This window comes from Micromonospora sp. NPDC048898 (assembly GCF_043198035.1).
Classification (GTDB): domain Bacteria; phylum Actinomycetota; class Actinomycetes; order Mycobacteriales; family Micromonosporaceae; genus Micromonospora.
On record NZ_JBICUF010000005.1, the window covers coordinates 321989 to 343680 of the forward strand.

17 protein-coding genes are annotated in these 21692 nt (G+C 73.2%); 8 read left to right on the forward strand and 9 right to left on the reverse strand.

Going from position 1 to position 21692, the window contains the following annotated elements; all coding sequences use genetic code 11:
• Positions 1 to 447, forward strand: a 447-nt coding sequence (locus ACGFIQ_RS17185; protein WP_393244545.1) for a hypothetical protein, incomplete at its 5' end; no start/stop codon positions are given.
• Positions 448 to 553: 106 nt separating this feature from the next.
• On the opposite strand, the gene ACGFIQ_RS17190 is transcribed toward ACGFIQ_RS17185, so the two are convergent.
• Positions 554 to 2479, reverse strand: a complete 1926-nt coding sequence (locus tag ACGFIQ_RS17190; RefSeq protein ID WP_393244547.1) for a helix-turn-helix domain-containing protein — start codon at positions 2477 to 2479, stop codon at positions 554 to 556.
• A 237-nt stretch (positions 2480 to 2716) separates the two neighbouring features.
• Here ACGFIQ_RS17190 and ACGFIQ_RS17195 point away from each other — a divergent pair, with 237 nt between their 5' ends.
• From ACGFIQ_RS17195 to ACGFIQ_RS17220, 6 genes are all read left to right on the forward strand, one after another.
• Positions 2717 to 3322: a TetR/AcrR family transcriptional regulator gene (locus ACGFIQ_RS17195; protein WP_393244549.1), complete on the forward strand. Its 606-nt coding sequence runs from the start codon at positions 2717 to 2719 to the stop codon at positions 3320 to 3322.
• A 38-nt stretch (positions 3323 to 3360) separates the two neighbouring features.
• Positions 3361 to 4158 carry a TIGR03084 family metal-binding protein gene (locus ACGFIQ_RS17200; RefSeq protein ID WP_393244551.1) on the forward strand — a complete coding sequence of 266 codons (798 nt, stop codon included), beginning with the start codon at positions 3361 to 3363 and terminating at the stop codon, positions 4156 to 4158.
• Entirely contained in the window at positions 4155 to 5834 is a 1680-nt protein-coding gene (locus tag ACGFIQ_RS17205) for an acyclic terpene utilization AtuA family protein (protein WP_393244553.1), read from the forward strand. Before ACGFIQ_RS17200 ends, ACGFIQ_RS17205 begins: the two co-directional genes overlap by 4 nt.
• 118 nt (positions 5835 to 5952) lie before the next feature.
• The gene (locus ACGFIQ_RS17210; RefSeq protein ID WP_393244555.1) at positions 5953 to 7554 is read left to right on the forward strand and encodes an acyl-CoA carboxylase subunit beta; all 1602 of its coding nucleotides are present in this window, start codon (positions 5953 to 5955) and stop codon (positions 7552 to 7554) included.
• A gap of 12 nt (positions 7555 to 7566) precedes the next feature.
• Positions 7567 to 9597, forward strand: coding sequence for a biotin carboxylase N-terminal domain-containing protein (locus ACGFIQ_RS17215; RefSeq protein WP_393244557.1), 2031 nt, complete (start codon positions 7567 to 7569; stop codon positions 9595 to 9597).
• Positions 9594 to 10784 (forward strand): acyl-CoA dehydrogenase family protein, encoded by a 1191-nt coding sequence (locus ACGFIQ_RS17220; protein WP_393244559.1) that lies wholly within the window; start codon positions 9594 to 9596, stop codon positions 10782 to 10784. Before ACGFIQ_RS17215 ends, ACGFIQ_RS17220 begins: the two co-directional genes overlap by 4 nt.
• 124 nt (positions 10785 to 10908) lie before the next feature.
• On the opposite strand, the gene ACGFIQ_RS17225 is transcribed toward ACGFIQ_RS17220, so the two are convergent.
• The 4 genes from ACGFIQ_RS17225 to ACGFIQ_RS17240 are packed head-to-tail and all read right to left on the reverse strand — an operon-like array spanning position 10909 to position 14474.
• Positions 10909 to 11922, reverse strand: a complete 1014-nt coding sequence (locus ACGFIQ_RS17225) for a hypothetical protein (protein WP_393244561.1) — start codon at positions 11920 to 11922, stop codon at positions 10909 to 10911.
• On the reverse strand, positions 11919 to 12266 hold the full coding sequence (locus tag ACGFIQ_RS17230) for a PadR family transcriptional regulator (protein ID WP_393244563.1): 348 nt from the start codon (positions 12264 to 12266) through the stop codon (positions 11919 to 11921). The genes ACGFIQ_RS17225 and ACGFIQ_RS17230 overlap by 4 nt, the downstream gene beginning before the upstream one ends.
• Positions 12267 to 12324: 58 nt before the next feature.
• Positions 12325 to 13536 (reverse strand): hypothetical protein, encoded by a 1212-nt coding sequence (locus tag ACGFIQ_RS17235; RefSeq protein ID WP_393244565.1) that lies wholly within the window; start codon positions 13534 to 13536, stop codon positions 12325 to 12327.
• Positions 13533 to 14474, reverse strand: coding sequence for a transporter substrate-binding domain-containing protein (locus ACGFIQ_RS17240; RefSeq protein ID WP_393244567.1), 942 nt, complete (start codon positions 14472 to 14474; stop codon positions 13533 to 13535). The genes ACGFIQ_RS17235 and ACGFIQ_RS17240 overlap by 4 nt, the downstream gene beginning before the upstream one ends.
• Positions 14475 to 14624: 150 nt before the next feature.
• On the opposite strand from ACGFIQ_RS17240, the gene ACGFIQ_RS17245 reads away from it, so the two are divergent.
• Entirely contained in the window at positions 14625 to 14966 is a 342-nt protein-coding gene (locus ACGFIQ_RS17245; protein ID WP_393244569.1) for a hypothetical protein, read from the forward strand.
• Here the strand turns inward: ACGFIQ_RS17245 and ACGFIQ_RS17250 are convergent.
• The 4 genes from ACGFIQ_RS17250 to ACGFIQ_RS17265 all read right to left on the reverse strand — a co-directional run bounded on the left by ACGFIQ_RS17250 (position 14953) and on the right by ACGFIQ_RS17265 (position 21621).
• A complete protein-coding gene (locus ACGFIQ_RS17250) occupies positions 14953 to 16449 on the reverse strand; it encodes a serine/threonine-protein kinase (RefSeq protein WP_393244571.1) in 1497 nt (498 codons plus the stop codon). The genes ACGFIQ_RS17245 and ACGFIQ_RS17250 overlap by 14 nt on opposite strands.
• A gap of 30 nt (positions 16450 to 16479) precedes the next feature.
• Positions 16480 to 16983, reverse strand: a complete 504-nt coding sequence (locus ACGFIQ_RS17255; protein ID WP_393244573.1) for a hypothetical protein — start codon at positions 16981 to 16983, stop codon at positions 16480 to 16482.
• A gap of 178 nt (positions 16984 to 17161) precedes the next feature.
• Complete coding sequence (locus tag ACGFIQ_RS17260) at positions 17162 to 20788, reverse strand: adenylate/guanylate cyclase domain-containing protein (protein ID WP_393244575.1); 3627 nt, start codon at positions 20786 to 20788, stop codon at positions 17162 to 17164.
• A complete protein-coding gene (locus tag ACGFIQ_RS17265; RefSeq protein WP_393244577.1) occupies positions 20785 to 21621 on the reverse strand; it encodes an MBL fold metallo-hydrolase in 837 nt (278 codons plus the stop codon). Before ACGFIQ_RS17265 ends, ACGFIQ_RS17260 begins: the two co-directional genes overlap by 4 nt.
• Between the last annotated feature and the right edge of the window lie 71 nt (positions 21622 to 21692).

Genomic DNA, 21692 nt, shown 5'->3' on the forward strand with positions numbered 1-21692 from the left:
ACGGACCCCGCGTACCTCCAGGCCCGCAAGGAATGCGGCGGCTACGACACCTGCGTCACCGAACGGACCCGCAAGCTCCGCGAACAGAACGCCCGCAACACCAACAACGGACCCACCACCAAGAAGACCACCACCGGCAACAAGACCACACCCAAGAAGACCGACACCACCAAGAAGACCGACACCAAAAAGACCACCACCAGCACCAAACGCGCCAACCAGTCCAACAACGACCCCGCCTACCTCCAGGCCCGCAAGGAATGCGGCGGCTACGACACCTGCGTCACCGAACGCACCCGCAAACTCCGCGAACAGAACGCCCGCAACACCAACAACGAGCCCACCACCAAGAAGACCACCACCGGCAACAAGACCACACCCAAGAAGACCGACACCAAGAAGACCGCGGACACCGACAAGGGCGCCAAGAAGACCGGTGGCAAGTAGGGCGGGAACAGGCGGTCAGGAGCAGCCGATGGTCGTTCTCCGCGGGGCATCACCTCGACCGACCACGACCACCACCCGGAACGTCCGAGTGGCTGGCCGGAGTGCATCACCGCTTGAAGAGGAACACCTGCACGTTGTCGTTGGAGCACGACACCTGGGCGATGGCCGTGCCCGCGGCCCGGCCGCCGCCGATCGGACCGATGCACCTGTTCGGTGCGGTCGTGGCGTGCAGCCGGTAACCCTGGCCCCCGCTCGTCTGGACCGGTTCGAGGATGAAGCGTTGGTCGGGGCGGTTGCAGTAGCTGCGTGGCGCCACCAGCTGCCCGTCGACGGTGGACGGTTGGCCGCTCGGGTCGGGGTCGACCTGCAGGCAGCCACCGCCTCCGGACGGGTGTGCCCAGTAGATCTGGTACGTGTTCGAGTCGACCTTCCGCAGTTCGCTGGTGGCCGGCTCGGCCTGGGCGCAGGAGACGAGCGTCGCCACCTCCGGGCGGTCGTTACCCGGCTCCGGACCCACGCCCACGCAGTACGACTGCGCGACGGTGGCTGCCGGCATCATCCGGTACTGCCCCGCGGCGGGCAGCGTGGCGGCCGCCTTCGTCTGCGCCGCCTGGGGCGCACTCGACCTGGGTGCACTCGACCTGGGTGCACTCTGCGCGGGGCTGGTGACCGCCGGCGCGGCGCTGGCGCTGGTCGGGGGCAGGCTCGGACTCGGGCTGGATGTCGGCGCGCCAACGTCCGCGGGTGGCAACTGCACGTCGACGTCGAGGCTGGCCGTCGGCTCGGCGAACACCAGCGGGGGATCGTTCCCGGCGTCGGGATCGCGCAGGGTCCGGACCACGATGCCACCGGCCACCACGATCAGCAGCAGCACCAGTACGCCGAGGAGTGCGCGTGTCGGCCGGCCGAACCGGAAGGCCAGCGGCGGCACGAAGTCCCGCAGCCGCAGTGGTGCGGCGGCAGCATCGACGTTCGGGGCACGTTTGCGGTGCAGCCCCGCCCAGGCGCTGTTGCGCCGGCCCTTCACGGCCGTCGCCAGCGGCCCATCGGCGTAGAGGAGGGGACGGACCGGCCGGTCCTCGGTCGGCGTCGACTCGTCGGCGGCCGGCTCGGGCCGCCCGCCCGCCGGGTCGGGCTCGCGGCTCAGGGCGGACTCGTCACCCGGCGCGCGCTCGCCCGTGACAACCGGACTCGGCCCGGCCGCGATCGACCCGTGCGACGCACCGACGCTCGCCGTGACGGCGACAAGCTGGTCGGCGGCACCCCGCGCATCCGCGACGAGCGGCCCACCGGTCCCCCGCGTGTCGGCGACCTGCCCACCCGCACCCCGCGCATCCGCGACGAGCGGCCCACCGGCACCCCGCGTGTCGGCGACCTGCCCACCCGCACCCCGCGCATCCGCGACGAGCGGCCCACCGGCACCCCGCGTGTCGGCGACCTGCCCACCCGCACCCCGCGCATCCGCGACGAGCGGCGCGCCGGCAGCCGCCGCGGTGGCGACAGGCTGCCCACCGGCCGCCGGGTCGCCGGTGCGATCCGCGGTCTCGGCTGCCGGCGGCTTCGGGCCGTCGAGCCCCCAACCGGGTTCCGACGCCAGCTCGGCCGGCAGGGGTGGCACCGCGTCGAGCAACCCCCACGGCGGGCGGACCCTCGGCTCGTCGACGAACGAGTCGGCATCGGCCATGCCCGGGTCGGCTGCGACGGCGACGGCGACCGGCTCGGGCTGACCGGCGGTGGCCGCGGCGAGCACCTTGCGCGCGGCGACCCAGTGGTCCACCGTGTCCTGATCGCCTCCGCAGGCACGGACGAACGCCGCGACAAGCGTCTCCCTCGGCAGGTTGGCCCGGCCCAGGGCGGAGTTCAGGGTGCTGTGTGGGAGCACGTCGCCGGCATCCCGCGCCCTCTTCGACACCTGTCGAATGGTCAGCCCGGACCACTGCCGCAGCGCGCGCATCTGAGCCACGAACTCGGCAGCCGAACCGGCGGTCGCCGGGTCGGGTGCTGTGCCGTCGGTGTACTGATCGTTCGCCATTGACCGTTCGTCCCCCGCGTCTCTGCCAGCGCGCCCACAGCCATGCGGACCCGATTCAAGCTGATCGTTCGGCGTACCGCTACCTCGTCCGGCTCAAACCAGAACAACCTCCACAACCAGGACGGCCTGCGGACCTGGCGGCTGGCCGCTGCGGCGCGGACACCTCGGCGGCGAGGGGTACGACAGCCAGAAAAAGTCAGTCTTGACTGTTTGTTTCGGAGGCCGCAGGCTGTTCCCGTGTCCACCACATCGACGCGTGTCCCTCAGCAGGAGCGCAGCCGGGCCACCCAGGCCCGCCTCCTGGAGGCGACAGTCGACTGTCTGGTCGAGCACGGCTGGTCCGGCACCACCACCACCGTCGTCGCCGCCCGGGCCGGGGTCTCGCGCGGCGCCCAGTTGCACCACTACCCGACCAAGGCCGCGCTTGTGACAGCCGCCGTGGCACATCTCGCCGAGCGCCGGGCCGACGAGTTGCGGGTGGAGGCCGAGGCACTGCCGGCCGGCCCGCAGCGGCTGGACCGGGTGATCGACCTGCTCGGCGTGGCGTTCACCGGGCCGCTGTTCGTGGCGGCTCTGGAGCTCTGGGTCGCTGCCCGCACCGATCGCGAACTACGGGACGCCCTGGTGCCGCTGGAGGCCACCGTCGGCCGGGAGATGCATCGGCTCACCGTCGCCTTGCTCGGCGTCGACGAGCGCCGCCCCGGAGTCCGCGAGGCGGTGCAGGCCACCCTCGATCTGCTCCGCGGGCTCGGGGTGGCCAACCTGCTCAACGACGACTCGACCCGCCGCACCGCCCTGCTGAGCACCTGGAAGCGTCAACTCGCCACCCTGCTCACGCCCTGACCGCTGGCCGCGCCGGCCAAGACCGACCGGAGGCACCCATGGTCGACCAGACCGACCTGCTCGCGGACCTCGCCGCCGAGTCCGCGCAACTGGACAACCTGGTGGCGCCGCTACCGGCGGTCGACTGGGCCCGACCGACCCTCGCGCCGGGCTGGAGCATCGGGCACCAGATCGCCCACCTCGCCTGGACCGACCAGGTGTCGCTGCTGGCAGCCACCGACCCCGAGGCGTTCTTCGCGACGGTGACGGCCGCGCCGGACCCGACCCGAATGGCCGACGCCGGTGCCGAGGAGTTCCTCGCCCCGCCCGCGGAGCTGCTCGTCCGTTGGCGGGCCGGCCGGACGGCGCTCGCCGCCGCGCTGGCCGCCGTCCCGACCGGCGAGAAACTGCAGTGGTTCGGCACCCGGATGTCGGCCACCTCGATGGCGACCGCCCGGATCATGGAGACCTGGGCACACGGTGTGGACGTGGCCGACGCGCTCGGCGTCGTCCGACCCGCCAGCGACCGGCTCCGGCACGTCGCGCACCTCGGCGTGCGTACCCTCGGGCAGGGCTTTGCCGCCCACGGCCGGGACGCACCGACGACGCCGGTCCGGGTCGAGCTGGTCGCGCCCGGCGGTGACATCTGGACCTGGGGGCCGGCGGACGCCGCCGACCGGCTGCGCGGGCCCGCCCTGGACTTCTGCCTGCTGGTCACCCAGCGCCGACACCGCGCGGACCTCGCCCTGGTCGCCACCGGGCCGGTCGCCGAGGAGTGGCTCGACGTGGCGCAGGCGTTCGCCGGGCCGCCGGGTGGCGGCCGGCAGCCGACCGGCCGACACGGAGTGCCGGCATGATCCGGATCGGCAACGCCTCCGGCTTCTACGGCGACCGGTTCACCGCCTGGCGGGAGATGCTCGACGGCGGCGACCTGGACGTGCTGACCGGTGACTACCTGGCCGAGCTGACCATGCTGATCCTCGCCCGGGATCGGCTGCGCGACCCCGACCTGGGCTACGCGAAGACGTTCCTGCGTCAACTGGAGACGTGCCTCGGCACCGCCCTGGAGCGCGGGGTGCGGATCGTGACGAACGCCGGCGGGTTGAACCCGGCCGGCCTGGCCGCCGCCATCACCGCACTCGCCGCCCGGCTCGGCCTGCCGGCCCGGATCGGGTACGTCGAGGGCGACACCATCCAACGGCCGGACGCGTTGAGCGCGAACGCCTACCTCGGCGCGTTCGGCATCGCCGCCTGCCTCGACGGTGGAGCGGACGTGGTGGTCACCGGCCGGGTCACCGACGCCTCGCTGGTCGTCGGTCCGGCCATCGCCCGGTACGGGTGGGGCCGCGACGACCTCGACGAACTGGCCGGGGCGACAGTCGCGGGGCACCTCGTCGAGTGCGGCGCACAGGTCACCGGTGGCAACTTCAGCTTCTTCACGGAGCTGCCCGACGGCGGGCACCGACCCGGTTTTCCGATCGCCGAGGTGCACGCCGATGGTTCGACGGTGCTCACCAAGCATGCCGGCACCGGTGGTGCGGTCACCGTGGAGACGGTCACCGCCCAGCTTCTCTACGAGATCGGGGGGCCGGCGTACCTGGGGCCGGACGTGGTGACCCGACTGGACACGGTGACACTGCGCCCCGACGGGCCGGACCGGGTCCGGGTCTCCGGTGTCCGCGGTACGCCGCCGCCGGCCACGCTCAAGGTCGGCGTCAACAACCTCGGCGGTTTTCGCAACTCGATGACGTTCGTCCTCTGCGGGCTCGACATCGAGGCGAAGGCCGCGCTGGTCCGGGGGCAGGTCGAGGAGGCGGTGGGCAAGGGCGGGTTGGAGTTCACGCTGGCCCGGACCGACCACGCCGACGCCGCCGACACCGAGGCCGCCAGCGCGCTGCTGCACGTACACCTGCGCGACGGCGACCGGGCGCGGGCCGGGCGGGCCTTCTCGGCCGCCGCGGTGGAGTTGGCGCTGGCCTCGTACCCGGGCTGCACGCTGACCACCCTGCCGGGCGACGCGACACCGTACGGCGTCTTCACCGCCGACGCGGTGCCGCAGACCGCGGTGGCGCACGTCGCGGTACTGCCCAGCGGTGAGCGGGTGCCGATCGCCCCGCCGATCCGCACCGCATCCGCCGCCGCCGCTGTCGCTGCCTCGGACGGGACTGTCCCGTACGGCGCCGCGGCGGTCGATGGTCCGACCCGGCGCGGGGCGCTCGGCGAGGTGGTCGGCGCACGCTCCGGGGACAAGGGTGGGGACGCCAACCTCGGCGTCTGGGCGCGAACCGACGCCGGGTACGCGTGGCTGCGCAGCTGGTTGACAGTCGAGCGGCTGGCCACGCTGTTGCCGGAGACCGCGCCGCTGTCGGTGCGGCGCTACGAGTTGCCGAACCTGCGCGCGCTCAACTTCGTGATCGAGGGACTGCTCGGGGCGGGGGTGGCCGCGTCCACCCGGTTCGACCCGCAGGCCAAGGCGCTCGGCGAGCTGCTGCGCGCCCGGATCGTCGACCTACCCGCCGAGGTCGCGCCGTGAGCATCGTGGACACGCCGGAGCGGCGGCACCACCGAGATCATCGCGAAGGGCATGGGCCTGTGAGCGCGAGGAGTGAGCCGGGTCTGCGAGCCCCGCAGTCGCGAGCGAAGGAGGCACCGTGAGCACCCTGGACAGCGCGATCGACCCGGCGGCGCCCGGGTACGTGGCGAACCGCACTGCACTGCTGGAACGCCTGGCCGAGCTGGATGCCGCGCTGGACCAGGCGCGAGCCGGTGGCGGCGAGAGGTACGTGGCCCGGCACCACGAACGCGGCAAGCTGCTCCCCCGCGAGCGGATCGAGCTGCTGGTCGACGCGGACAGCCCGTTTCTGGAGTTGTCGCCGGTCGCCGCGTACGGCACCGACTTTCCGGTCGGGGCCAGCGTCGTCACCGGCATCGGGGTGGTCGAGGGCGTGGAGTGTCTGATCGTCGCCAACGACCCGACGGTACGCGGCGGTGCGGTCAACCCGTGGTCCCTCGCCAAGACCCGGCGGGCCGGTGAGATCGCCCTGGCCAACCGGCTGCCGATGGTCAACCTGGTCGAGTCGGCCGGGGCGGATTTGCCCAGCCAGGCGGAGATCTTCATCCCGGGTGGGCGGGTGTTCCGCGATCTGACCCGGCTCTCGGCGGCGGGCATCCCCACGGTCAGCGTGGTCTTCGGCAACGCCACGGCCGGTGGCGCGTACGTGCCGGGGATGTCCGACCACGTGATCATGATTCGGGACCGGTCACAGGTCTACCTGGCCGGGCCGCCGTTGGTGAGGATGGCCACCGGTGAGGTCACCGACGACGAGTCGCTGGGTGGGGCCGCGATGCACGCCGGCACGTCCGGGCTTGCCGACTACCTGGCCGCCGACGAGCGGGACGGAATCCGGCTGGCCCGGCGGTGCGTACGCCGGCTCAACTGGCGCAAGCAGGGCCCGTCGCCGCGCACGGCGGTGCCGCAACCACCGAAGTACGACCCGGAGGAGCTGCTCGGCATCGTCAGCGCCGACCTGAAGGTGCCGTTCGACCCGCGCGAGGTGCTGGCCCGGATCCTGGACGGCAGCGACTTCGACGAGTTCAAGCCGGCGTACGGGGACGCGCTCGTCACCGGCTGGGGCGAACTGCACGGCTACCCGGTGGGCGTGCTGGCCAACGCGCGGGGGGTGCTGTTCAGCGCGGAGGCGCAGAAGGCGGCCCAGTTCATCCAGCTCGCGAACGCCGCGGACACCCCGTTGGTCTTCCTCCAGAACACCACCGGCTACATGGTCGGCACCGAGTACGAGCAGCGCGGCATCATCAAGCACGGCGCGCTGATGATCAATGCGGTGTCCAACTCGACGGTGCCGCACCTGACGGTCAACCTGGGCGCCTCGTACGGGGCCGGCAACTACGGCATGTGCGGCCGGGCGTACGAGCCGAGGTTCCTGTTCACCTGGCCGAACGCGAAGTCGGCGGTGATGGGCCCGGCGCAGCTCGCGGGGGTGCTGTCCATCGTGGCCCGGCAGGCCGCCGCCGCCCGGGGGCGCTCCTTCGACGAGGAGTCCGACACCGCGATGCGGATGATGGTCGAGCAGCAGATCGAGTCGCAGTCGGGCGCGCTCTTCCTGTCCGGCCGGCTCTACGACGACGGGGTGATCGATCCTCGGGACACCCGTACCGTCCTCGGTCTCTGCCTCTCGGCGATCCACAACGGACCGGTGCGGGGTGCCGATGGTTTCGGCGTCTTCCGGATGTGAGGGGTTAGAACTGTGATCACCAGACTTCTCGTCGCCAACCGGGGCGAGATCGCCCGTCGGATCTTTGCCACCTGCCGGACCCTCGGCATCACCACCATCGCGGTGTACTCCGACGCGGACGCCGACGCGCCGTTCGTCGCCGAGGCCGACCTGGCCGTGCGCCTGCCCGGGAACACGCCCGCCGAGACGTACCTGGACATGGTGCAGATCCTGCGGGCGGCCCGCCGGTCCGGCGCGGACGCCGTGCACCCCGGCTACGGCTTCCTCGCCGAGAACGCCGAGTTCGCGACGCGGGTCGCCGACCACGCCGGGCTGACCTGGGTCGGCCCGCCGGCCAAGGTGATCGCCGCGATGGGCGACAAGGTGGCCGCCAAGGCGCTGCTCGCCGACGTGGGCGTGCCGATGTTGCCCACCTGGACCGAGGCCGACCAGGTCACCGACTACCCGGTGCTGGTCAAGGCCTCCGCGGGTGGCGGCGGCCGGGGCATGCGGGTGGTCCGCGACCCGGACGGGCTCGCCGAGGCCGTCGCTTCCGCGCGCCGCGAGGCGGCTGCGGCGTTCGGCGACGGCACGGTCTTCGTCGAGCGGTACGTCGAGCGCGGCCGGCACGTCGAGGTGCAGATCTTCGGCGACACCCACGGCACGGTGGTGGCCCTCGGGGCGCGCGACTGCTCGATCCAGCGCCGGCACCAGAAGATCGTCGAGGAGGCTCCCGCGGTCCTGGCCCCGGAGCTGCGGGCCCGCCTGCACGAGGCGGCGGTGGCCGCCGGCCGTGCCGTCGACTACGTGGGCGCCGGCACTGTCGAGTTCCTGCTCGCCCCCGACGGCCAGTTCCACTTCCTGGAGATGAACACCCGTCTCCAGGTCGAGCACCCGGTCACCGAGGCGGTCACCGGGCTGGACCTGGTCCGGCTGCAACTGCTGGTCGCGGAGGGCGAGCCGCTACCGTTCACGACGACTCCGCCGGCCGACGGCCACGCGATCGAGGTGCGGCTGTGCGCCGAGGACCCGGCCCAGAACTTCCGCCCGGCCACCGGCACCCTGCACCGGTTCGCGATCCCCGGGTTGTCCGGCGAGTTCACGCCGACGAAGGGCCTGCGCCTGGACTCCGGCGTGCTGGACGGCTCGACCGTGAGCGTGCACTACGACTCGATGCTGGCCAAGCTGATCGCGTGGGCGCCGACCCGCGCCGAGGCGGCCCGGGCGTTGGCCGGTGCGCTCGCGCGGGCCGAACTGCACGGCGTGGCCACCAACCGGGATCTGCTGGTGCGGGTGCTGCGCAGCCCGGAGTTCGGCGCGCTGGAGGTCGACACGGGCTTCCTCGACCGACATGCGGAGGTGTTCGCCCCACTGCTGCCCGCCGACCTGCTTCCGCTGGCCGCTCTCGCGGCGGCGCTCGCCTCGGCCGCCGCCCGTCGCGCCGACGCTCCAGTGCTGGCCGGGCTGCCGTCTGGGTGGCGCAACGTGCCGGCCGTCGCCCAGGTCAGCCGCTTCACCGGCCCGGACGGCGAGATCGAGGTCCGCTACCGGCTCGACCGCAGGGGCGGGCTCGCCGGGTGGTCCGTCGACCAGGGCGCCGCCGATCCTGCCGGCCCCGGCCCCGAGGCCGCCGACCGCAGCGCCGCCGGTCCTGGCGTCGAACGGTCGGCTGTCGCTCTGGTCGAGTCCGTGCCGGACCGGGTGGTGCTCGACGTCGACGGGGTGCGACAGGCGTTTCGCGTACACCGGGTGGGGTCCGAGGTCTTCGTGGACGGCCCGGCCGGGGCGGCGAGCCTGGTGGAGCTGCCGCGTCTTCCGCTGCCCACGGCGGAGGTGGCGGCCGGGTCGCTGCTCGCGCCGCTGCCCGGCGCGGTGACCCGGGTGCACGTCGAGGTCGGCCAGCGGGTCGCGGCCGGCGATCCGCTGCTCACCCTGGAAGCGATGAAGCTGGAACATCCCGTGCTCACCCCGACCGACGGCGTGGTCGCCGAGTTGCCGGTGCCGGCCGGTGGTCAGGTGCGCACGGGTGCCGTGCTGGCCGTTATCGAGGAGGACGCCCGATGACCTTCGACCTCACCCCTGAGCAGGACCAGTTGCGCGACGCCGTGCGGGCGTTGGGTCGCCGCTACGGCCACGGCTACTTCGTCGAGAAGGCCAAGGCCGGCGAACACACCACCGAGCTGTGGGCGGAGGCGGGACGGCTCGGCTACCTGGGGGTCAACATCCCCACCGAGTACGGCGGCGGTGGCGGCGGCATCACCGAGCTGGCCATCGTCTGCGAGGAGTTGGCCGCCGCCGGCTGCCCCCTGCTGCTGCTGGTGGTCTCCCCCGCGATCGCGGGCACCGTGCTGACCCGGCACGGCACCGAGGAGCAGCGCAAGCGGCACCTGCCCGGCCTCGCCGACGGCTCCCAGAAGATCGTCTTCGCGATCACCGAACCGGAGGCCGGTTCCAACTTCCACCGGCTCGGCACGGTGGCCCGCCGCGACGGTGACGGCTGGCTGCTCAACGGACGCAAGTGCTACATCTCCGGCGTCGACGAGGCCGGCCACGTGCTGGTGGTGGCCCGTGTCGCCGTCGAGGACGGCCCGGCCGGCTCAGGGGACGCCTCTGGGCAGCGGCTGAAGCCGGCGCTGTTCCTCGTACCGACCGACGCCGCCGGGCTGACCCGCTCGAAGCTGGACATGGAGATCGTGTCCCCGGAGAACCAGTTCCTGCTCTACCTGGACGACGTGCGCGTGCCCGCCGACGCGTTGCTCGGCGAGTCGCTGGACGCCGGCCTGCCGGCGCTCTTCGCCGGGCTCAACCCGGAGCGGATCACGGTGGCGGCGATGGGGGCCGGCACCGGCCGGTACGCCATCGAGCGGGCCAGCGGGTACACCGCCACCCGCAAGGTCTGGGGTGGCCGCAGCATCGGCTCCCACCAGGGCGTGTCCCATCCGCTGGCACACGCGGCGGTGCAGGTGGAGCTGGCCCGACTCATGATCCAGAAGGCCGCCACCCGGTACGACGCCGGCCGCGACCTGGAGGCCGGGGTGGCCGGCAACATGGCCAAGTACGCGGCCGGGGAGGCCGCCGCGCTCGCCGTCGACACCGCCGTCCAGGTGCTCGGCGGGGCCGGCATGACCACCGAGTACGGGGTGGCGACCCTGCTCGGCGCGGTACGGGCCAGCCGGATCGCCCCGGTCAGTCGAGAGATGATCCTCAACTTCGTGGCCCAACACGTCCTCGGCCAGGACAAGTCCTACTGAGCCGGGCGGCCGGGCCGGCCCGGCCGGGTGATCGACTCGGTTTCCGTGAATCCGGGGTGTCCGAGGCCCATCGACGCCCCGACTTTCAGGAAACCGAGTCGATCACCTGCGGCCCGTGCCCCGCCTACGCCGGCTCCGGGCGCGGACGCTCGCGGCGGTGCAGGAGGGCCACGGCCACCGCGAAGAGCAACACGGGCGCCAGCACCAACGTCGACCACTGCGCCCAGGTGAGCGCGTCGGGCACACCGTCGTGAGTGGACCGCTCGAGGTAGGTCCCCGTGGTCTTGAGCCCCACCCGGGTGAGCAGCAGCGTGACGCCCACCGGGACGACGAGCGCGAGCAGGCGCAGTCGGAGCGCCGTCGGCGTCGACAGGATGACGAGGGCGAAGAGCAGGTATCCCGCGATCAACAGGATCGCCTCGACCCGGCCGACACCGGAGGTGAACATCCACGTGCCGTAGATGGGTGACGTCGAGACGTCAGCGCCGGTCACCAGGGCGACGCTCGGAGCACCGACGCTGACAAGCGTCGCCGCCGTCAGTGTGCCGAGCCGCCAGCGGGCGAGGACAGCCGCGCCGGACCGGGGAGCGCGGAGGGCGAGTGCCAACGGGACCATCGCGGCGAGTACGACGGGCCAGATGTCGAAGACCGTCGTATACCATCCGTAGGCCTCGGCGACCCGAACCACCTCGAACGCCACGCCGCCGACGGCGATCGCCGCCGCCGCCCGCCCCCACCCGAGTGCGGCAAACACCGCCACGACGAGCCAGAGCGCCGCCAGGGGACCACCCGGCCAGAGGACGAACGGTTCACCGATCCCGTCGGGATAGCTCTGCGCGTACATGCTGAGGTGCAGCACCGGAACGCGCGCGGAGCGCACGAACAGCAGCAGCGCGGCGATCAGGCCCAGCACCTGCGCCGCGTCCCGCCACGCGTCGACCGAGAACCGGGTGCCGACCTGCCGGATGTGCGCCCGAACCGCCCCACCGAGCAGGGCGGACACGTCTCGTGCCAGGGGCTTGCGCTGGCCCGGCGCGGCGTCGTCAAGCAACACCCCGATCAGTTCGTCCTCGTACTGGCGCCGGTACGCGCGGGGGTAGCAGGCCAGCAGCCGCCGGTAGACCTGGTGCAACGTCACGCCGCACCGCCTTCGACGATGAGGCCGGCACGGCGCAGCCGCACGCTCGCCGCGTCGGCGTTGCTCCGCAGGCGTGCCGACTCCTCGGCCAGGCGTTGCACGCCGGCGGCGGTGAGTCGGTAGTAGCGGCGCAACCTGGACTGCACCTGCTCCTCGCGCTCCACGTCGACGAGTCCCTCGGTGCGTAGCCGGTCCAGCGCCGCGTAGAGGGTGCCGGCGCGCAGGTCGACACGTCCGTCGGAGATCCTGCGGACCTCGTCGAGGACGGCGTACCCGTGCCGTGGGGCCTCGACGAGCGCGGTGAGGATCAGATAGGTCGATTCATGCAGGGAAGCCTTAGCCATCGTCGCAGTATATACAGTCGGAATGTATATGCAGGGACCACCACCAACCCTCGCGGTGTCAGTCCGGGATCCGGCAGGCGGCGTCGATGCGGTGGACCGGGCGGACCCGGCGGCCCATGCCCTCCAGCAGCGAGTCCTCCACGTGGAAGTCGCGGATGCGCAGCCGGTACCGGGGCAACTCCTCCTCGCTCGGGCAGAGCACCTGCGCGCGGACCAGGTCGACTGGCACGTACCGCACGCCACCCCGCTCCTGGAGGATCACCATGTTGACGTCGTCGGTGGTGATCACGTGCCCGCGTACGTCCTCGGTGGGTCCGTTCTCCACGCCCACGGTCGTGACCGTCAGCGGCAGCACAGGTGTGCTGATCACCGGCACCGCGGCCCAGACCAGCATGGCCAGCACCGCCACCTCGGTCACCGATGCCAGCGGCCGGATCACCAGACCGGGCAACGGCCCCGCGACGAACAGGGCCAGCAGCGGTGGCACCGCGAGAAGCGCCAGCACCAACAGCTCACCCTGCCTGCCGGCGTCGCGCAGCGTGGGCAGCAGCAGCCAGGCGTACCCGGCGAGCAACACGACGATCATGAGCAGCCGGGGCACCACCCGTTCGTGCAGCCGCCCGGGGCGGAACTGGAACGCGGCCGCGAACGCCGGCAGCAGCAGCGGCAGGTAGAGCAGCGGCCAGGTGATCAGGGCGAGCAGAAAGCTGGCCAGCACCACCCAGGCCGGGGTGAGGTCGGCCCAGCGGGCGAAGAGCGGACGCCGGCGGGCCCCCGGTGGCAGCCGGTCCGCACCGACGGCCAACACCGCCCCGAGCGCGAAGACGGCGACCATTCCGGTGGAGAGCAGCCGGGCCGCCGTGGTCAGGAAGCCGGCGAGCAGGTTGACCGGCCCGACGTTGGCCACCAGCAGCAGCGTGGTCTGCAGCTCGCCGCCCGCCTCCACCCCGAGGCGGAGCACGGAGAAGATCGCCGGTACGCCCACCAGCGCGGTCCAGAAGGACTGGCTGGCGCGGGCCTGCCGCTCGGCCGGATCCCAACGGACCCGCCCGGGCTCGACCTCGGCGGCGACCGGATCGGCTGGTTCGGAGACCGGCACGCCAACCGGCCAGCCGACCCGATCCGCACCGGCAGCCGGTGCGGCCGTACCCGCTGCTGGTGCGGCCGTGGCCGTACCGTCGAAGGCCGGCGCGACCCCCGCAGCCGGCACGGACGCGCGGGGTGGCGGCACCGGGCCGTCCGCGCCGGTTGCGGTCGGCGCCGTGCTCACTTCGACGGCGCCTTGTCGTCGAAGTCGACAAGGCGCGGCACCTTCAGCGGCTGGGGCTGGCGTTTCTCCACCTTCAGCCACGGGCCCAGGGTGCGGTTGTACGCGCTCTGCCAGGGCGTCGGCTCCCCGTTGCGGCCCTGCTCGTAGCTCTTCTGCAGAAAGAACGCGACCAGGTCGCGTAACGCGGGGTCGCCGATCGGCACGCCGATGCCCAGCAACTCGCTGGTGCCGAAGGGCATGTCCACGACCTCGAACTCCTTGGGATAGGTGGCCAGGAACCCGGCGAGGATCGTCTCGTCGGAGCTGACCGCGTCGTACCGGCCGGCCCGGATGCCGTCGACGCAGTCCCCGACGTCCTTCACTACGAATGTCCTGACCTGGTGCTTCTCCAACTCGGCCTCGGTGGTCGAACCGCCGCTGGTACAGACCTTGTAGGCCGGGTCGCGGAGATCCTCGATGGTGCGGATCTTGCCCTTGAGACGGACCGGCACCATCACCTCCTGCGTGGTGACGAAGTACGGCCCGGCGAAGCTGACAAGCTTCTCGCGCTCCTCGGTCATCGAGAAGCTGGACACCACGAGGTCGACGGTGCCGCCCTGCAGCGCCGGGATGCGGTTCTCGGTGGCCACCGAGACGAACTCCAACCGCTGCTCCCCCTCGTAGCCCAGGGAGGCTGCGATGTACCGGCCGATCTCGACGTCGAAGCCGACGTACCGGCCGTCGCGCAGCTCGCCCAACAACGGCTCGTTGTTGGCGACACCGATGCGCAGTTTCGACTGCCCGTAGATGTGCGATTCCCGCAGTTTCTGCTGTACGGACGGCAGGTCGGGATCCCGCCGGCTCTCGCAGCCGGCGGCGGCTGCCAGGGTGAGGGTGAGGGCGACCGCCAGCGTCGTCGCGACCGAGCGGAGCCGGGATCGGGAACTGCGCACGTTCATGGGTGACCTCGCTGACGGACCAGCCTGCGGAACACCCAGGGTAGCGACTCAAAGCTCCTCCGTAGCGACGCCGACCGGGCACGTCGGACGGACCGGCGCGGCGACGGGCTCTCCGGTTGACAGCCGCCGATGTCACGACATGCTGGACGGGTGAGTCGATTGTCCAGGCCCGATGCGCGGACGGTGGCGGTGCTCGCGGCGCTGGGGGCCCTCGCGCCGTTGGCCCTGCTTGTCGTCTGGCGCCGACAGGACCTTCTCGGCGTGGTCCTCGCCCTGCTCTGCGTCCTGCTCACCATGGTCGCCGGGGTCGCCTTGTCCGCCGCTCGGCAGGCCGACGATCCGGAGCCGGAGGACCGGGCGGCGACCACCGGGCCGGCGGAGCTGATGCCGTACGGGATCGACGCGGACACCCTCGACGCCCTGGACAGTCGGGACGCCCTGCGGGCGGTGCGGGACCGGCGCCGCGGGTCGGACGGCGTCAGCGGTCGGTGAGGGTGGGCGCGGCGAGCGCGTCCACGCCCCGCCCGGCCAAACACCGGTAGGTCCGGTCGATGCTGCCGTCGACCGGCGGGAGCACCTCCAGGTGCCAGCCGCTCGGCTCGGCGATCCCGGTGGTCACCCGGAACGTCGTGGCGCTGCACACCTGTCGCACCGGCACGGCGGTGACCACGTCGTCGTAGTCCGCGCCGACCAGGGACACCGGCAGGATCCCCTCGGCGTACGTCTCCCAGGTGTGCCGACCGGTGCAGGACAACCGAACCGCCTCGGCGCGGTTGCCGCGGATCCGCATCGGACCGAAGCATTCCAGCTCGGGCAGGCACCGGGCGCCCTCGGGCAGGGCGGTCGGCGTACCGGGGCCGGTCGTGCAGCCCGGCAGCGGCCCGGTCGCCGGTGCGGCCACCTGGCTCACCGTCGGGTTCGGGGTGGGCGTCGACCCGTGGTCGGCGAACCAGGCCCCGGCGGTCGCCGAGCCGGCGAGCGCGAGCACGCCGGCACCGCCGAGGAACCAGCGCCGCCAGCGTCTGCCACCGGGAAGCACCCGCTGGGTGTCCTCGATGGGCGGTCGGGGCGCCGGTTTGCTGGCCGCGTACGGGCCGGGGCGGGTTGCGCCACCGCTGACCGGCGCGCCGCTGACCGGGGCCGACGGTGGACCGAGCGGCAGGTTGACCAGCAGGTCGTGCAGTTCGAGGGCGGAGGGCCGCTCGGCCGGGTCGTTGGCCATGCCGGCGCGCAGCACGTCGACCAGCTCGTCCGGAACACCCGGCAGGGCGGGCAGCGGCTGGTTGAACATCTCCAGGACGGTGACCAGGCTGGGGTTGCGCTCGGACTGCCAGCGGGGCGGCCGGCCGTGCATCACCGCGTAGAGGGTGGCGCAGAGCGCGTACACGTCGACGGCCGGTGACGGCGGACTGTGGCTGAACATCTCCGGCGGCGCGTACGCCGGGGTGAGCACCTCCAGGGTGACCGAGGCGTCCCGGTGCTCGGCGAGCACGGCCAACCCGAAGTCGGCGAGCACCGCCGAGTTGAAGTGCGAGTGCAGGATGTTGGCTGGTTTCACGTCTCGGTGCAGCACCCCGGCCGCGTGCGAGTGGGCCAGCGCATCGGCGATCTTGATGCCGAGGTCACGGGCCTCCACCGGGTCGAGCGGCGAGGTCCGCATCCGTTCGGCGTACGAGCCGTCGCAGAGCTCCATGATCAGGTAGGGGTGCTGATCGACGGTGACCCCGACGTCGAAGAGGTCCACCACGTGCGGGTGTGACGACATCCGTCCGGCCGCCCGCGCCTCGCGCAGGAAGCGGGCCTGATCCCGCTCGCTGTCCAGCGTCCGGTTCTCCACCTTGACGGCGACCTCGCGACCCACCGAGATCTGGGTGGCCTGGTAGACGGTCGCGTACCCACCTCGGGCAAAGACCCGCAAATCGGTCAGACCTGGCACGATCGGCATCGGCAGGCCGCCGGTCGGAGTGTCGGTCACCGCTCGAAAATACCCAACCCGGCCGGCGACTCAGCGCACCGCGTCCGCCGGAGCGGCACCGGCCGGACCGGTACCCTCCGCGGACCGGGCAGCCGTCCCGGCACCGTCGGACGAGACGTCTCCACCGGCCGACGCTCCCCGCCGGGCGTCCAGGCGCAGGCCGACGGCGGTGGCCAGGGCTCCCAGACCCTCCCAGGCCGCCACCCCGAAGAACCCGCCCGGAGCGATGTCGGAGAGCACGGCGATGGTGAAGACGGTGAACGTGACAAGTCGGAAGACCACGGTGAACCGGTAGAACGCCCGCCACTCGGTGATCGTGGCGAGCAGGTAGTAGACACCCATGTTGAACGCCGCCATCGAGGACGCCACCAGGAACGTGCCGGTGTAGTCACCGACGGCACGCGTCTGGGGCACCTCGAGCCCGAGCATGCGCAACTGCGCCTCCGGCCAGAGCAGCCCGACCGCACCCATCACCAGCGCCAACACGCCGAAGACCGCGATGGTCCAGCCCGCGATGGAACGCGGCAGCTTCATGAAGGGCCTCCCCAGGCACGGCGACGGTCAGCACTGTGGACCGGCACACGGTGGTGACACGCTAGCCGCTCACCCCGACCGCCACATCCCCAGAACCGGCAAAAACCCTGCCCGCACCCCGACACCAGATTGATCAAGAGCTTTCGGTCACCGGCGGGCCACTTTCCGACGAGAAAAGTCAGGCCAGGCGGGCGCGGAGGGCGTTGGCGGCGGCGCGTTCACTGCGCTGCTCGGTCGCGTACGCCAGGCGGACCGCCTCGTCCGCGCAGGACCGGGCCTCCTCCGGGTGACCGCAGGCGGCCAGCGCCTCGGCCAACACGCTGGCCGCGATCACCTGGCTGCGCACGTCCTCGGCCGGCGCGGTGACCGCCCGCCGGGCCCAGTCCAGTGCCTGCTCCCGCTGACCATGGGCGAGCAGTGCCGCCGCGTACTGGGCCATCGTCTGGCGGCGGGAGAAGAGCAGCGAGGGTGCGTTCGCGGCGGCCGTCGCCACCGGGGCGAGCAACCCGACGGCGGTCGCCGAGTCACCGGCGGCCAGGCGGGCCGTCGCCAACAGCACCCGGGGTGCCACCTGGGCCGGGGCCTGCGGGTTGTGCGGCTCCACGGCCGTCAGCACCGCGCGGGCGACCCGCTCGGCCGTCTCGCAGTCGCCCAGGTCCAACGCCACGAAGCCGCGCAGCGCGCCGGCCATCCCGGTGAGCAGCGGGTGGGAGGTGCGCTCGGCGTACGCGAGGGCGTCGGTGAGCAGGTCCGCCGCGTGCTCCGGCTCGCCCAGCCCACGCGCCACCACCGCCCGGACCACGAGCGCGAACCCGCGCCCCCAGTCGTCGGAGACGGCGGCGAACTCCCGGTACGCCCGACGGGCCTCCCGGTCGGCCTCGGCCAGGTCGCCCAGTTCGGCGGTGGCGAACGCCGCCACCGCACGGAGTGTGCCCACCGCCCACGCCTCACCGACCCGCTCGCCGAAGGGCAGGAACACCTGCGCCATCCGACACGCCTCCCGCAGTCGGCCGGCGAGCAGCCGGGCGAACGCCGTGGTGCCGCGCAGCCAGGCCCGCCCGTACGGGTCCTTCAACTCGGCGAAGAGCCGGGCGGCCCGGCCGAGGACCGCGTCGGTGCCGGCGAAGTCACCCCGGGTGGTGGTCACCCAGGCCAGGTTCTGTAGCGACCAGGCCTGCCCGCGCCGATCCTGCGCACCGAGGCTGACCTGGTACGAGGCAGCCAGCCGGCTGCTCGCCTGACTCAGCCGCCCGGCCACGAAGTCGGCCATGCCGAGCCGGCGCATCGCCGTCGCCCGCTGCACGGGCAGCCCACCCGCCGTGGCGACCTGCAACGCCTCGTGCCAGGCGATCATCGCCCGGCCCTGGTCACCGAGGGTCTCCTGGGCCTGCCCGGCGAGCAGCAGGGCACCGACCCGGGTGGCCTCGTCCCCCGCGTTCGCGGCGATCTTCTCCGCGTACGCGAGCGCGTCGGCGACGCGGCCGACCTGGAGCAGCGCCCGTGCGTGCACCACCCGATCGGCCGCCGGCACACCGTCGCGGGCCAGCTCGGTGGCGCGCTCGGCGTACTCGACGGCCAGCACCGGCTCACCGGCGGCCAGTGACCGGCGGGCGGCCCGGCCGAGCGCGGCGACGCCGAGCGGCACCACCGCCCGGGCCGGCGCGTCCGGGCGCAGCTTCACCGCGTCGGCGAGCGTGGCGGCCCGCTCGACGTGCGTGGCCACGAAGTCGTCCCGGGCCTCGTCGGTGAACCCGCCCGGCGCTCCGGTCGCGGCCCCGTCCACCGGCGCCGCCCAGCGGGCCAGGGCGGCGTGCCGCTCGGCCAGCTCCGCCTTGCTCACCCCGGCGTACGCGGCCTCCCGCATCAGCGGGGTCGCGAACGAGTAGCCGGCCCGGGAGCGGTGCAGCATCCGGCGTTGCAGCAGCTCCTCGACCGCGCGGTCGAGCTCGACGGCGACCACTGCCGACGGTCGACCGTCGCGGCCGGCGCGCTGCTCACGCATCGCCTCCAACGCACCGGTCGGCACCGTGTCACCGATCACCGCGGCATCGCGCAGCACCGAACGGGCGTCCGCGGGCAGCGCGTCGATCCGGGCGGCGAGCACGGCGGCGAGGTCGCGGGAGAGCAGCCGACTGCCCAGCGAACCGGGAACCAACCGCCAGCCGGCCGCGGCGCTCTGGTCCCGCTCGCCGGCACCGGACCGTTCCACCGCGGTGCGGACACCGCGCGCCGTCTCCGTGGTGAGCGCCCCGCGCTCGATGAGCAGGGTGACCAGCTCGGCCAGGTAGAAGGGGTTGCCCTGGGCGGTGGCGAGCAGCCGGTCCGCGTCGGCGGGTGGCAGTTTGCCGCCACCGAGATAGCTGGTGAGCAGCCGTGCCGCGTCGGCACCCCGCAGCGGCGGCAGCGAGTGCACCTCGGCGTCCGCGACCCGGGTCAGCGCCCCGGCGGTACGCACCAACTCGGGGCGGCCCAGCAGCAGCACCAGCACCGGGCCGGTGAGCCTGGACAGGGCCAGCCCGAGGGCGCCGATCGTCTCGGCGGTGGCGTCGTGCAGGTCGTCCACCACGATCACCAGTGGCGCCTCCGAGGCGAGCCCACTGAGCAGGTCGGCGACCGCGTTCGGCACCACCTCGGCATCCGCGGCCGGGGTGCCCGAGCCACCCCACTCGCCGGTGTCGGTGCCCGCGTGCGCCGGGAGTTCGGCGTAGCCGAGCAGGGCGAGCAGTTGCTCGGTGGCGATCGGCGCGGTGTCCGCGGCGGAGCGGGCGAGCCGCTGCCCGAGCCGGCGCAGCCGCTCCTCCACCGCCGGACGGGTCAGCGCGGTGGACGCGTCGCTGGGCAGACCGACGGCGGCCCGCACCAGGTCGGCCAGGGGCGCGAGCCTCCGCCGCTCCCCGAACGCGGCACAGCGCACCGAGAGCACCCGGGCTCCGGTGTGCGCCGCGTACCGGCCGGCGCCCACGTCGTACCCGGCGGCGAGGCGCTCCACCTCGGCGGCGAACCGGGACTTGCCGATGCCCGCCTCGGCGGTCATCAGCAGCACGCGCGGGTCACCCTGGTCGATCACCTCGGCGAGCCGCCCGGCGACCCGGCCGATCTCCGTCTCCCGGCCGACGTACGGGGCCTCGTCGCCGAGCCCCGAGCGGGTGCCCGGCGCGTCCAACAGACCCAGCAGCTCGTACGCCTCGACGGGCTCACGCTTGCCCTTGAGCCGCAGCGGGCGCAGTGCCCGCCAGGAGGACACGTGCCGGGTGGTGGCGGCGGTGCGCCCACCCGCGTAGACCGCGCCGACCGCGGCGGCGTCGGCCAGCCGGGCGGCAGTGTTCACCGTGTCGCCGATGACCGTGTACTCGATCGCGGCCTGGATGCCCGCGATGACGTCGCCGGTGTTCAACCCGACCCGCAGCCCGAGCGGCGCGCCGCCGCCCCGCTCGTCGTCGAGCACCCGGCGGACGGCCCGCTGCATGGACAGGGCGGCACGGACCGCCCGTTCGGCGTCGTCCTCGTGCGCCACCGGCGCACCGAAGACCGCCATGATCCCGTCGCCGGTCAGCTTGTCGACGTGCCCGCCGAAGGTCTTCACGGCTCCGGCGAGGGCGGCGAGCACCCGGTCGGTGACCGCGCCGACGCGTTCCGGGTCGAGATCCTCCGACCAGGAGGTGAACTCGGACAGGTCACCGAAGAGCACGGTGACCACCCGGCGCTCGGCCGCCGGCAACGTCGCGGCGGCCGGCAGCGCGGCACCGCAGTTGTGGCAGAACCGGGCACCGGGAACGGCGACGGTTCCGCACACGGGGCAGGTCACGTGTGCTCCAACCCACTGACCCCGGGCGCGGATTCCCCGGTGCCGACGCCCAGATACTCCAACTGCGCGCGGACCGACCATTCGGCCGCCCACCAGAGCGAGCGGTCCACGTCCGCGTAGACCGCCGCCACCACGTCGGCGGGCGTCCGGGCGCCGGCCGCGACGGCCGCCCGGACCTGGTCCAGCCGGGCCCGGCGGTGGGCGAGGTAGAAGTCGGCGGCGGCGGCGCAGTCGGCCAGCGCCGGGCCGTGCCCGGGCAGCGCCGGGATCCCCCGGTACGCGGACAGCAACTCCAGGCTGCTCAGGTAGTCACCGAGGTGCCCGTCCGGGTGGGCGACCACGGTGGTGCCCCGGCCGAGGATGGTGTCACCGGTGAGCACCACCCGCTCGTCGCCGTGCTCGACCAGCAAGCAGACCGAGTCGGCGGTGTGCCCCGGAGTCTGCAGCAGACGGATCGCCAGACCGAAGCCGCCGAAGTGCTCGCCCGGCTCGGTCAGCGGCTCGCCGCCGATGGTGTGCGCCGGGTCGACGGCGAGGACGTGCACGCCGCCGAGCAACTCGCTCAGCCGGGCCGCGCCCTCGGTGTGGTCGGCGTGGCCGTGGGTGATCAGGATCAGCCCGACCGGGCCGTGCTCGGCGATCCGGGTCAGGTGCCCCTCGTCCGCCGGCCCGGGGTCGACCACGATGCCGGACTCGGCCGCCGGGGCGCGCAGCACCCAGGTGTTGGTGCCGTCGAGGGTCATCGGCCCCGGATTCGGTGCCCGCAGCAGTGAAACCCAGCGGGGCAGATTCTCGGCAAGCGCCGCCACCGCCCCCGTCACGTGCCCGCTCATGGCTGCGATCGTACGACCCCGCCCGCAACCCCCCGCGATCTTGCACTTGCGCACCCTGATTCATCCCTGTT

What these genes read in the sequence shown, in the direction of transcription:
- ACGFIQ_RS17220 (WP_393244559.1), top strand. Translation starts at nt 9,594, where the DNA reads ATGACCTTCGACCTCACCCCTGAGCAGGACCAGTTGCGCGACGCCGTG.
- ACGFIQ_RS17240 (WP_393244567.1), bottom strand. Translation starts at nt 14,474, where the DNA reads ATGAACGTGCGCAGTTCCCGATCCCGGCTCCGCTCGGTCGCGACGACG.
- ACGFIQ_RS17255 (WP_393244573.1), bottom strand. Translation starts at nt 16,983, where the DNA reads ATGAAGCTGCCGCGTTCCATCGCGGGCTGGACCATCGCGGTCTTCGGC.
- ACGFIQ_RS17200 (WP_393244551.1), top strand. Translation starts at nt 3,361, where the DNA reads ATGGTCGACCAGACCGACCTGCTCGCGGACCTCGCCGCCGAGTCCGCG.
- ACGFIQ_RS17205 (WP_393244553.1), top strand. Translation starts at nt 4,155, where the DNA reads ATGATCCGGATCGGCAACGCCTCCGGCTTCTACGGCGACCGGTTCACC.
- ACGFIQ_RS17190 (WP_393244547.1), bottom strand. Translation starts at nt 2,479, where the DNA reads ATGGCGAACGATCAGTACACCGACGGCACAGCACCCGACCCGGCGACC.
- ACGFIQ_RS17230 (WP_393244563.1), bottom strand. Translation starts at nt 12,266, where the DNA reads ATGGCTAAGGCTTCCCTGCATGAATCGACCTATCTGATCCTCACCGCG.
- ACGFIQ_RS17265 (WP_393244577.1), bottom strand. Translation starts at nt 21,621, where the DNA reads ATGAGCGGGCACGTGACGGGGGCGGTGGCGGCGCTTGCCGAGAATCTG.